This window comes from Leptodesmis sp., from assembly GCF_052746595.1.
Genome location: NZ_JBRAGO010000023.1, coordinates 38551 through 49247, shown reverse-complemented (window position 1 = coordinate 49247; position 10697 = coordinate 38551). Strand labels below are relative to the sequence as shown.

The 10697-nt window shown below is 51.9% G+C and carries 15 protein-coding genes and 1 pseudogene; 15 read left to right on the top strand and 1 reads right to left on the bottom strand.

Annotation, left to right across the window (positions count from 1 at the left end):
* Positions 1-128: 128 nt before the first annotated feature.
* The 5 genes from ACUVQO_RS07410 to ACUVQO_RS07390 all read left to right on the top strand — a co-directional run bounded on the left by ACUVQO_RS07410 (position 129) and on the right by ACUVQO_RS07390 (position 3179).
* On the top strand, positions 129-758 hold the full coding sequence (locus tag ACUVQO_RS07410; RefSeq protein WP_445925245.1) for a Uma2 family endonuclease: 630 nt from the start codon (positions 129-131) through the stop codon (positions 756-758).
* Positions 759-864: 106 nt separating this feature from the next.
* A complete protein-coding gene (locus ACUVQO_RS07405; RefSeq protein WP_445925244.1) occupies positions 865-1434 on the top strand; it encodes a hypothetical protein in 570 nt (189 codons plus the stop codon).
* Complete coding sequence (locus tag ACUVQO_RS07400; protein WP_445925243.1) at positions 1385-1861, top strand: hypothetical protein; 477 nt, start codon at positions 1385-1387, stop codon at positions 1859-1861. The genes ACUVQO_RS07405 and ACUVQO_RS07400 overlap by 50 nt, the downstream gene beginning before the upstream one ends.
* Complete coding sequence (locus ACUVQO_RS07395; protein WP_445925242.1) at positions 1831-2178, top strand: hypothetical protein; 348 nt, start codon at positions 1831-1833, stop codon at positions 2176-2178. Before ACUVQO_RS07400 ends, ACUVQO_RS07395 begins: the two co-directional genes overlap by 31 nt.
* Positions 2175-3179, top strand: coding sequence for a hypothetical protein (locus tag ACUVQO_RS07390; protein ID WP_445925241.1), 1005 nt, complete (start codon positions 2175-2177; stop codon positions 3177-3179). Before ACUVQO_RS07395 ends, ACUVQO_RS07390 begins: the two co-directional genes overlap by 4 nt.
* A 1-nt stretch (position 3180) precedes the next feature.
* On the opposite strand, the gene ACUVQO_RS07385 is transcribed toward ACUVQO_RS07390, so the two are convergent.
* The gene (locus ACUVQO_RS07385) at positions 3181-3336 is read right to left on the bottom strand and encodes a hypothetical protein (protein ID WP_445925240.1); all 156 of its coding nucleotides are present in this window, start codon (positions 3334-3336) and stop codon (positions 3181-3183) included.
* 23 nt (positions 3337-3359) lie between these two features.
* Here ACUVQO_RS07385 and ACUVQO_RS07380 point away from each other — a divergent pair, with 23 nt between their 5' ends.
* The 10 genes and pseudogenes from ACUVQO_RS07380 to ACUVQO_RS07335 all read left to right on the top strand — a co-directional run bounded on the left by ACUVQO_RS07380 (position 3360) and on the right by ACUVQO_RS07335 (position 10556).
* Positions 3360-5246 (top strand): hypothetical protein, encoded by a 1887-nt coding sequence (locus ACUVQO_RS07380; RefSeq protein ID WP_445925239.1) that lies wholly within the window; start codon positions 3360-3362, stop codon positions 5244-5246.
* Positions 5233-5442, top strand: coding sequence for a 6-bladed beta-propeller (locus ACUVQO_RS07375; protein WP_445925249.1), 210 nt, complete (start codon positions 5233-5235; stop codon positions 5440-5442). The genes ACUVQO_RS07380 and ACUVQO_RS07375 overlap by 14 nt, the downstream gene beginning before the upstream one ends.
* 12 nt (positions 5443-5454) lie before the next feature.
* Positions 5455-5616: pseudogene (locus ACUVQO_RS07370) on the top strand (hypothetical protein); the annotation flags it as partial.
* 170 nt (positions 5617-5786) lie between these two features.
* Positions 5787-6020, top strand: coding sequence for a hypothetical protein (locus ACUVQO_RS07365; RefSeq protein WP_445925238.1), 234 nt, complete (start codon positions 5787-5789; stop codon positions 6018-6020).
* A complete protein-coding gene (locus ACUVQO_RS07360; RefSeq protein ID WP_445925248.1) occupies positions 6020-6223 on the top strand; it encodes a neuraminidase-like domain-containing protein in 204 nt (67 codons plus the stop codon). Before ACUVQO_RS07365 ends, ACUVQO_RS07360 begins: the two co-directional genes overlap by 1 nt.
* Before the next feature lie 11 nt (positions 6224-6234).
* Entirely contained in the window at positions 6235-6540 is a 306-nt protein-coding gene (locus ACUVQO_RS07355) for a hypothetical protein (RefSeq protein ID WP_445925237.1), read from the top strand.
* An 8-nt stretch (positions 6541-6548) separates the two neighbouring features.
* Positions 6549-7256: a hypothetical protein gene (locus ACUVQO_RS07350; RefSeq protein ID WP_445925236.1), complete on the top strand. Its 708-nt coding sequence runs from the start codon at positions 6549-6551 to the stop codon at positions 7254-7256.
* Positions 7243-7494, top strand: coding sequence for a hypothetical protein (locus ACUVQO_RS07345; protein ID WP_445925235.1), 252 nt, complete (start codon positions 7243-7245; stop codon positions 7492-7494). Before ACUVQO_RS07350 ends, ACUVQO_RS07345 begins: the two co-directional genes overlap by 14 nt.
* Positions 7495-7673: 179 nt before the next feature.
* Positions 7674-9335 carry a Tc toxin subunit A-related protein gene (locus ACUVQO_RS07340; RefSeq protein ID WP_445925234.1) on the top strand — a complete coding sequence of 554 codons (1662 nt, stop codon included), beginning with the start codon at positions 7674-7676 and terminating at the stop codon, positions 9333-9335.
* Positions 9336-9665: 330 nt separating this feature from the next.
* Positions 9666-10556, top strand: coding sequence for a carbohydrate ABC transporter permease (locus tag ACUVQO_RS07335; protein WP_445925233.1), 891 nt, complete (start codon positions 9666-9668; stop codon positions 10554-10556).
* The last annotated feature ends 141 nt before the right edge of the window (positions 10557-10697 follow it).

The following is a 10697-nucleotide window of genomic DNA, read 5'->3' as shown; positions in this document are numbered from 1 at the left end:
GTAACCGATACCACGGGGCGTTTTCAGATCACCTTCACCTCATCTCAGTTTCAAGAGTGCTATGGCGATTAGTACATGTTCCGGGCAGGATAGCATCTTAGCCAAACAATAGTCAGGAAAAATCCCTAATGATTGCTCAATCACAACCTTACCCCCAATTAATGACTCCCCAGGAGTATCTGGACTGGGAAGAACAACAACCCATGAAGTATGAATACATCAATGGGGAAGTCTTCGCCATGACCGGGGGAACCCTCCCCCACAACTCCATTGCCTTGAACTTAGCGTCTGCCCTAAAAGCCCATCTACGGGGTAAGGGATGCAAGGTCTTTATCGCAGATGCCAAAGTGGGAGTCTCAGAGCAAGGGCCATTTCACTATCCTGACGTGATGGTGACGTGCGACAGTCGAGATCTGACTGCCCGCCAGGTTGCCTATCATCCTTGTTTGATTGTAGAAGTGCTCTCTCCTGGCACAGAAGGGTTTGACAGGGGGCAAAAGTTTAAGCACTATCGTCGCATCAATACGCTCAAAGAGTACGTTCTGATTGATGCCGAAAAAATCAATGTGGAGTGCTATCGACTCAACGAAAAGGGCAAATGGGAACTGACTCCCTATTCCCTGGATGAAACCACTACTAACGAAACAGAATTGGACGTACAATTTACCAGTATTGATTTCCGTTGTCCGATTGCTCTGGTATATGAGGACGTTGTCTTTGCCAAAACTAATCCAGGAAATACTAGTGAGGAGACATAATAGACAAAATCACTGAATTGGAATATCAATCGATTCACCATCGTTTGAATCGTTTAAAGAATAATGAATCGCCTCATAAAAAATAGCGATAGAGGGAGGAAGGGTAATGGATACGCAATGGATTGTAATCATTTCACTGGTTATCCTTGTAGCAGTTTTGCTTCTCCTGCTGTTGCGGTTTCTCCTGCCAAAACCAACGCTTACCTATCGCATTCTGGGTCGCGTCCTCAACCAGGCTACCCGTCAGGGTGTTGCGGGCTTACGGGTCGAAGCCTGGGATAAGGATTTGATGGTGGACGATCGCGTCGGCAATGCCGTAACCGATACCACGGGGCGTTTTCAGATCACCTTCACCTCATCTCAGTTTCAAGCGTGGTTTGGCGACTTGCGCCCCGATTTGTTCTTCAAAGTCTTTCGCGACAACGAACTGATCAAAAGCACCGAAGATTCTGTTCTCTGGAACATCCCTGCAGGCGATACCGAAGTCGTCATTGAAGTAGACATTCCTGAAGAAAAACCCGATATTCCCCACACCCTGCCGGGGCAACTGCTGAATCAAGAAACCAACGCTCCGCTGCCCGGTTTTATTGTGCAAGCTTTGATTGACCACCCACGGGGCACGTTATATGTTGGAAACCAACGCTCCGCTGCCCGGTTTTATTGTGCAAGCCTTTGATCTGGATGCAGGCCCAGACCCCAAACCCCTGGGATCGGTGACCACCGACAATGAAGGTCACTTTACCCTCACCTACACCACTCATGCCCCACCCGAACCCCCACCGCCTCCCCCGACCCAGCGGCGACTGCGGCTCCACGTCCTCACCCCCCAGGTGGAGGAAATTTATCAAACCGAAATCGTGGTGCAGATCGACCAGACTGAGCCAGTTACTCTGCGGGTGGTGGTGCCCAGACTGCCCTCCCACTACACCTTTACCGACCTGGCAACGGCACTACAGATCCAGTTCCCAGCGACCCTGCTGGCATTTCTGGCCAACCACAACATCACCACTCTCGATCAAATCCGGCGGATGGGGGCATTAGCCAACTGCAAGGCATTCCCGATGACCCCGCCGTGCCAGTGTTGGAAGCCCATGCCTACCTGAGCCTGCTGTCACCGAATGTGCAGCTCAATGCCAAGTTAATCGACAAGGGCTATTTCAGCATGGCCACCATTGCCAGCACCCCGCGATCGACCTTTGTGGCCCACCTGAAAGACGACCTGCCCACCCTGCAAGCGGAATCCCTGTATCAACAGGCGGTGCTACAGATGAATAGCTTCGGCAATATCCTCACCAACGTGCGGCCGATCTGGCCAATGGTTGGTACGGGGCCAATTCTGCCTTTTGGAAGTGGCTCTGGGAGCATTTCGGCGATCTGTTTCCCCCGGTCTGCGGCTGTCCCGATAGTCAATCTGCCGTGAGTCCGGTGGCATACCTGGCCGATCTACTCCAGTACACCATGACCCACGTCGTCAAGCGAAGGAATGTGCCGGTTAGCCTAACCGATCTGGAAACTCAGCTTCACCAACCCTTCAGCCAATACCCCGTCGCCTACGAACAGGTAGAGCGCAAAGTTAGACAGGTCAGAATTGGCATTGAGGTCCTGAGAAAATATCTGCAAGTCCAGCACTGTGAAATCGATCCGGTTGCCTATCAAACCTATCTGTTCGAAGCCTATCGCACCCTGCTCAACCAGATTGGCACCTCCTACGATGCCATTCGGCTAGTCAGTACTGCCAGCCCGAAAGAGCGTCAGCTTCTGGGCGATCGCCTGGGAGTGCGCCCAGACCGTCTGGATCAACTCTACCTGACGCCAGAAACCATTACTGAGCAAAAACTAGAACAGATCTTTGGGCTAGTTGATACCACTCGCAATCCACTTTCAGATGAGGGGCAAGTAGATCCATCAGAAGGGGGTGGAATTTTCTGGAAGTTCACCGGACTTCAGTGGAATAAAGATACAGATTTAAACCGCAAACTTTACATCACCCTTGAAGTGCAAGCGCAAGCATTAACTGTCAAGGTCTATCGAAATGAAAACAAAGAACCAACCCAGCTAGTTGCCGCTGGTGCAGGAATTTATTTGCCTCCTACTCCAGACACACCTTCTCCTAGCTACGTGGGACGTCTCTCTGAACAAAACCAGAGTGGTCTTTCAGGCACGTTTCAGGGCTATCTCAATGAGACGGAACTTATCCTATTGATGATTCCCGTTTTCCTGCGCTGGCGACTGGAGTATCTGCGTGACCTCTGGAAACAACAAGACTGGCCCGCCGCCTCCTACCAACAAAACTCTGATGACACTGACCCTGAAGTCGATCGGCTACCTGTCATTGACCCCGATGTGATTGGTCCCGATGACTTCCGGGAACCGTTGGTTAAGGAAGCACCCACAGACCCCGACCGTCCATTTGATCTCTAGTTTAAGCGACGGCAGTGGGTCGATCATCGATTAAACGATCTGCGGGAATGCCGCAGAAATGGTGATCTAATAGCCGTTCTTGAGTGGATGCTTGAGCCCATTCACTACTCGTATCGCGATCAAGACGAGGATGAGGCGGTTCCTTAGCGGTTCCCATCTATTGAGGAACTGATCATCGAGTTGAAGCGACTGAGCAAGAACCTGGAACGTGGGCAAGACCTTGAGACCACCCAACAGATCATCCAAACCACATTGAAGCTGACCACTGAGAGCTTCAAGCGGCTCATGCAAATCATCGGTAAATCCGATTTGACACCGACCCAGGAAAGCGCCCTTCCAGAGGACGAATGGGAAGAGTTGTTCTCCATTCTGGTGCAAGCTCAGAAAGTCAGTCTTTTCCAGATCTGGATTGAAGAAGAACTAACCCTAGAAAGCACACTGCCACCTGAAGATGAACTTCCTACCCCTACTCCTGTCCTCTTCAGCCCCAAATATTTCTGGATCTCGCTACGCCCACTCCTGGAAGGCGACTGGCCACCTGCGCCTGACTGCCCCACCCGACTTCCTCTGATCGATCCAGAGCTTGGCACCCTGGAAACGTTAGGCGAGTTGCCAGCCCCCCTGACGGGTAAATTTGCAGTCATCCTCTGGGAACGTCGCCAAATCCGCCTGGAAGTAATCAAAGCTGAACTGATCGGGGTCAGTGAGTTTGAGAATAAAGTGATCCATGCTGTTGGTAGTCAAGATCCTAACGATTCCAATCCCTGGCCCTATCCCCCTCGCTATAACACTTTAGGGGATCTCAAAGAGGCGTTAAATACCCCTGCAACAAAGGCAGAGGCGATCGCCGTGATTCATCAAAACCTCTATCTGACCGTTCCAGGTTTCAAGCGCCTGATGGGGATCAAAGCGATCGCGGACGATCCCAATACTGAACCCACCCCCGACCAATGGGACGAGGTTCACAGACTCCTGACCACCGCCCAAAAATTAAAGCGGGAATATCCTACTCCCGGTTGGAGTACCGAAGAAGATAACGTCCCAATTCTCGATCCTGATCTGCTCAAGCTCACTGACCTGCCCGAACCAACGGTGGGCAAACTCGCCCTCACACTCTGGCAAACCCGGCGAGACCAGATCGATCGCACCTATGAAAGCCTGCAAACGACGCAGGAAACTGAAGGCTTTGAGGTGATGCTAGTTGCGGCCCTTGGCCCTCATCAAGATTCATGGTCAGAGTTCCTGAATGCCCGGAAATCAGATTTGGACAGTGGTGATGATACGCGGGTGAGAGAGGCGAGAGAGGCGATCGCTACAATTCTCTGCATGACGGTTGAAGACTTCAACCACCTGATGGAGATCAAAGCCAAGGCAGAGGCAAACAATCCCCAGAACCAACCGACTCAACCAGAATGGGCAGAGGTCTACACTATCCTGACACAGTCGCACAAATTCAAGCAGTGCTATCCCCGTTGGCTTGAAGAAGCCTCCCTCAACTATTGGCAGAAGCTGAAAGCCAAACTGCCCCGCTGGCGAGCCACCCCAGAAACTCGCGCGCTGTGGCAACGGGCGCTGCGCCTCCGCAGTCAGTCTGCCATTATCGATAGTCAGTCTGCCATTATCGATCCAGATGTGATCGGTGATGAGGACTTAAAAACCCTGATTGAGGGCGATCCAGCCTATGACATTCTGCGGGGTCGGCAGCAGTGGAGTGATGACCAAACAAGCAACCTGAAAAATATCCGAGATAACAACCTCTATTTAAGGTGGGAAAGCCATGGCAATAAAAATAGCGAATTCGATCATCCCTGGGGAGTCGCCGTAGACGAGGCTGGCAATGTCTATGTCACAGACTCGGAAAACCATCGCATTCAAAAGTTTAGGGAGGGCGATGGGAGCTATCCGAACCAATGGGGATCTGAGGGCAGTGCCCCTGGACAGTTTCAACATCCTCGTGGCATTGCTGTGGATGCTCAAGGAAATATCTATGTTGCCGACCAAGGCAATAATCGGATTCAGAAGTTTGCTCCAAACGGAATAGAGCAAAGATCGAATTCAGAAGTTTGATACCAATGGCAGGTTTCTCAAGCAATGGGGATCATGTGGAGTAGGAGATGGGCAGTTTCAAGAACCCAGTGGTATCGCGATAGATGGTAGCGGCTATGTCTACGTGTCAGATACATACAACAACCGGATTCAGAAGTTTGATGCAGACGGGAATTTTCTTGGGCTGTGGACTCAGTGGGGAGACGCATCGGGTTAGTTTTCTAACCCACGAGGAATCGCCGTCGATGTAGATGGGCAACTCTACCTGGTAGACTCTGGCAACAATCGGATTCAAAAATTCAGCTTAATAGCTGGCTTGGGGGCGATCGTCCGTGCCACCCTTGGGGTACCGCTGCAAGAACTGCTTGCCCTGGCAGCAGAACGCGACTAGGGCAACGATATCTCACCCCGGCTCGACCAGCTCAACCTCAGCATCGATGACTTCCAAACGCTGATCCGGGCTGACAAACTACTGAGTAATGGGATTGAGATCACCGATTCAGAGTGGGAAGCCGTTTATGGGAGTCTGGTGCAAGCCAAGAAGCGGCGAGTTTTTGCCGAATGGCGCAACCAGGAGCAAACCCGCGACATCATTCTCAGTCCCGATTCTTCCAGATTCCTGACGAAGAACCTGAAAGATGGCAACAGTTGCCCCTGGCGATGCTCCTGGCCCGACGAGACTGGCAGAATCAACTCAGCGCCCGCATTGATCAGGAAAAGACTACCATCACCGCGTTGAATACGCCGTTGATGCCTGCGAAGAAGCCACCCTCACCTTACTCCGCGATGCCTTAATTAATGGGGTAGGCGACCCAGACATTGATCTGGCCTCAAAGGCGAAATATTTGAGCGAACAGCTTCTGATCGATTGTCAGACCAGCAGTTGCCAGAAAACGACCCGCATTTCCCAGGCCATCACCACCCTACAAACCCTGATCTTTTCCCTCAGAACCGGGCAACTGGAGGATCTGCCCTCTAGCCTGATTGATGACGAATAGTTTGACGAAGAATGGCTGTGGATTGGCTCCTACGAAGCCTGGAAAGCCGCCATGAGGTTTTCCTGTATCCCGAAAACATCCTGCTGCCCAGCCTGCGCCGACAAAAGACCCCGGCATTCCGCGAACTGGTTGAAGCGCTCCGCACCAACCCGCGCCTGACGCCCCAGGGAGCCAGGGATCTGGCGAAGCACTATGAAACCTACTTTAACGATGTCTGTAGTCTCAAGGTGCAGGCAACCTGCACCGCAGAAACGCGCATTAAACGGCATCAGAAGGATAAACGCCCCCTGTTCTATATGTTTGGCCTGGGGGTCTGACGGGTCGAGTGTATTGGTCTGCCTACGATCCGGCTTTGGAAAATGCAGACTATGCCCAAACCCTTTGGGACGAAGTGCCTGGTCTAGAAAATGTGACCCAAGTAATTGGGGCTGTACCCTACGAAGTTGCAGAGGGCACCAGTTTCATCTATTTATTTGCTCTCACTCAGGTCAAGGGAGCGACGCAGTTAGGGTTCATCAAATATGACCTGGAAAACCCGAAATCCCAACGCTGGGACAGCGAACCCACAATCCTGGAAGATATCCCAGAATCGGCAACCCAGTTTACGGCAGTCGTCAAACAATACAACCGAGTTGGAGACCAGACAAACAAAACGAAAACCCAGCCCCATCTTGCTATTCGGTTACCAAATGGCAGAATTTACGATCGCTATCTCAACCAGGAAGGAAGTGAATGGGCTGAAGGAGAGTGGAAACCGTTAGTTGGGCATGCAATAGGCAGCACATTTCATCAGCTCTGTGGCATGGTTGAGATTTCAGAGAAAGATTTCTGCCTAATAGCCAGTAAAGCTCCAACTAGTTGTAAACTCTTTTACCACATCTTTGGAGAGCTAGATGATGGTTTGTGGCGTTCATTGCCCACGAAGCAAAATAATCCAAATAATATTTGTATCTACGAAGGTGCCTTTGCTTTTCACCCGGATTACGCCGCCCCCTGTGCCCTACCGCTACGAATTTTTGGTGGAACGCGTTAAACAACTGGCCAACCTGGCCGCGCAAATGGAAGGAGCCTTTCTCTCGAATCTGGAGAAGCGCGATGCCGAATTCTACAACCTGCTTAAAGCCCGTCAGGATATCCGACTGGCCCGTGCCGGAGTGCGACTGCAAGACCTGCGCCTGCGTCAGGCCGAGGATGAAGTCCGGCTGTCAGAACTGCAAAAGCAGAGTGCTGAGATCCAGTTTAGGTATTATGATAGCTGGCTGAGGGGCTAAATGGTGGGGAAATAGAGGCACTGATTCTATATGGTGCCGCAGGAGCCGCTTACACTGTAGCTGCAGGGTTTTATGTTGCATCAGCTGGGTTTACTTGGGATAGCGAGTCAGCGGCTCGTTGGGGGCAAGCCACCTCTGCAACTGGTCAAGCTCTGTCAACCTGGGCGCAGTTCTCTCAAATGATTGCAGCCTACGAGCGTCGAGAACAGGAATGGCAACTCCAACGAGATCTTGCCCAGCAGCCCATCCGCATTGGCAAACAACAGATCAAGATTGCCAACGACGGGGTCGATATTGTTGAACAGGAAGGCACGATCGCCCGCATCCAGGTCGAGCACGCCGAAGCCATCGTGGAATTCCTCCAGAACAAAGAAACCAACCTGGAACTCTACGACTGGATGAGCGGCATCCTGGAAGGCATCTACAGTTACTTCCTGCAACAGGCCACCGCCATGGCCAAACTGGCCCAGGCCCAACTCGCCTTCGAGCGCCAGCAACTCCCTCCCGCCTACATCCAAGACGACTACTGGGAAATCCCCTCCGAAGACGCCATTGGCGGTGCTTCCGAAGAGGCCACCGATCGCCACGGCCTCACCGGTTCCGCCCGTCTCCTCGCCGACATCTACAAACTCGATCAATACCGGCTGGAAACCGAGCAACGCAAACTCCAACTCACCAAAGTCATCTCCCTCGCTCGCACCGCTCCCTTTGAATTCCAGCGATTCAAAGAAACCGGTGTGCTGGTGTTTGCCACCCCCATGGAAGGGTTCGATCGCGATTTCCCTGGGCACTACCTGCGATTGATCAAGCGCGTCCGTACCTCCGTCATTGCCCTCATCCCGCCCACCGAAGGCATCAAAGCCACCCTCACCAGCATTGGCATTTCCCGAGTGTTGGTCAACAACGACGGTCTATTCCAGCCCCGGCCCGCCAACCGATCGCCCGAATCCGTCGCCCTCACCTCCCCCACCAACGCCACTGGCCTGTTTGAACTGGAACCCCAGTCCGAAATGCTGCTGCCCTTTGAGGGCTTGGGCGTGGACACCACCTGGGAATTCCGCCTGCCCAAAGCCGCCAATCGTTTCGACTATAGCACCATCGCCGACATTCTGATCGCCATTGAATATACCGCCCTTGACAGCTACGACTATCGCCAGCAGGTGATTCAATCCTTACCTTCTCGCCTCATCGGCGATCGCCCCTTCAGCTTCAAGAACCAGTTCGCCGACCAGTGGTATAACCTGCACAACCCCGAACGGACGGATACCCCCATGACCGTCCGCTTCCAAACCCGCCGAGAAGATTTCCCCCCCAACCTGGGCAGTCTAAAAATTCAGCAGGTGCTCCTCTACTTTGCCCGCCGCAGCGGCGAAACCTTTGAAGTCACCGCCAATCTCACCTTCCAACCCGATGGTGAAGCCGTTGGCCTGGGCGGCGAAACCGAAACCGTGAACGGCATCATCAGCACCCGTCGCGGCAATGCCGAGTCGTGGATGCTGCTGGTGGGGCAAAGCCCCTTCGGCACCTGGGAACTGTCTCTGCCCAACACAGCCGGGATGAAACAACGATTTGCCGACGATCAGATTGAAGATATTCTGTTCGTCTCACCTACGAAGGGCGCACTCCAACCTGGTCTACATAGGTCAGCGTTTTTAAAATTTGCTGTCTTCCTGGCTCGAACCTATGACAAAGATCGAGTCCAAATTTCAATTACCTACGATGTTGGCACAATGACTGGAGGTATCCTGGCCGGGAGTGCCGCCATGATAGCCGCGATCGCCTATGCCAAAAAATCCGCTATGTCAGAAAACAACCCAAGAAGCCAGAGAAGAGAGGAATAGTTGATATTCGACTCAGATCCCTAATGATTGCTTGCCTCAGCCCAATCTTACCCCTGCCACTCCCGATGCAGCAGGCTATACACATAATCATTGACAGGGCGGCAAAAAGTCAAAAAGAGGAGCGATCGCAGCCTAATGATGCAGTGCAGCAGCGGCAGACAATCTCGAACTTAACACCAGCGATGTGTTAGTCATCCCTTGTCACTTGTTTGAGGGCTTTCTGTCGTATTCCATGATTTTGCCATGTCAGTTTTTTAGAACTGGGCTAGCAGATTGGTTAAAATCAGGTGCAACAAATGTGTTGATCGCTCTTTACTTGCTGAACCATTCATGGCTACCTTGCTCGACCCCAATCAGTCTGTCACCACTGAACCTTCCAGGAAACGAGTGAGCATTTCCCTCCGTGATGCGTTCTTCTGGCTGGCAGTAGTGGCGATCGTCATCTTCTGTCTCGCACCGATTCTGTGGCAGGTGCTGACCTCCTTCAAATTCAATGAAGACATTTCGGCCCTACCAACAATTTATTTTCCACGTCGGATTACCTTACAACACTACATTGAACTGTTTACCCGTCGGCCCTTCTTGCGGTACATCTTCAATAGTATCTTTGTTTCTTCGGTGTCCACGATCGCCTGTCTCGCGATCGGTACACCTGCTGCCTATGCCTTAGCACGCTTGCGTCCCCTTGGAGGCAATTTAGTGCAGTTGGGAGTCTTATTAATTACCCTATTTCCCAGCATTCTGTTGCTGCAGGGATTGCTGGAAGTGATTCAGTTGTTTCGCCTGGGTAACAACTACCTGGCGTTGATCATTCCTTACACAGCATTGAATCTACCGTTGACCATTCTGGTGATGCGGAGTTTCTTCACACAATTGCCACGGGATCTGGAAGATGCAGCCAGAGTAGATGGCTACAACACTGGACAAATGTTAGTGCAAATTCTGGCTCCCCTGACGTTACCCGCTTTAGTGACAACAGGAATTCTCACCTTCATTGCTGCCTGGAATGAATTCATCTTCGCCCTCACCTTCATCACCGAGGAGACGATGAAAACCATTCCCGTCGCCTCCGCCCAATTAGGCAGTACTTCCGTGTTTGAAATTCCCTACGGCCCGATCGCTGCGGCTACTGTGGTTGGTACGATTCCTTTGGTAATTCTGGTGCTACTCTTCCAACGTCAGATTGTCCAGGGATTAACGGCCGGAGCGGTGAAGGGGTAAGTTAAGAGTTAAGAATTAAATCGGCTCATTCTTCTTAACTCTTAATTCTTAATTTTCAACTTTCTAGAGCGTTGTCATTACCTTCAATAGTTCATCTGATAAGTCGATCGCGGTTCTGTGTTGTTTTCTAAAAAGTACTCC

What these genes read in the sequence shown, in the direction of transcription:
- ACUVQO_RS07410 (WP_445925245.1), top strand. Translation starts at nt 129, where the DNA reads ATGATTGCTCAATCACAACCTTACCCCCAATTAATGACTCCCCAGGAG.
- ACUVQO_RS07405 (WP_445925244.1), top strand. Translation starts at nt 865, where the DNA reads ATGGATACGCAATGGATTGTAATCATTTCACTGGTTATCCTTGTAGCA.
- ACUVQO_RS07400 (WP_445925243.1), top strand. Translation starts at nt 1,385, where the DNA reads ATGTTGGAAACCAACGCTCCGCTGCCCGGTTTTATTGTGCAAGCCTTT.
- ACUVQO_RS07385 (WP_445925240.1), bottom strand. Translation starts at nt 3,336, where the DNA reads ATGGGAACCGCTAAGGAACCGCCTCATCCTCGTCTTGATCGCGATACG.
- ACUVQO_RS07365 (WP_445925238.1), top strand. Translation starts at nt 5,787, where the DNA reads ATGGCGCAACCAGGAGCAAACCCGCGACATCATTCTCAGTCCCGATTC.
- ACUVQO_RS07355 (WP_445925237.1), top strand. Translation starts at nt 6,235, where the DNA reads ATGGCTGTGGATTGGCTCCTACGAAGCCTGGAAAGCCGCCATGAGGTT.
- ACUVQO_RS07340 (WP_445925234.1), top strand. Translation starts at nt 7,674, where the DNA reads ATGATTGCAGCCTACGAGCGTCGAGAACAGGAATGGCAACTCCAACGA.
- ACUVQO_RS07335 (WP_445925233.1), top strand. Translation starts at nt 9,666, where the DNA reads ATGGCTACCTTGCTCGACCCCAATCAGTCTGTCACCACTGAACCTTCC.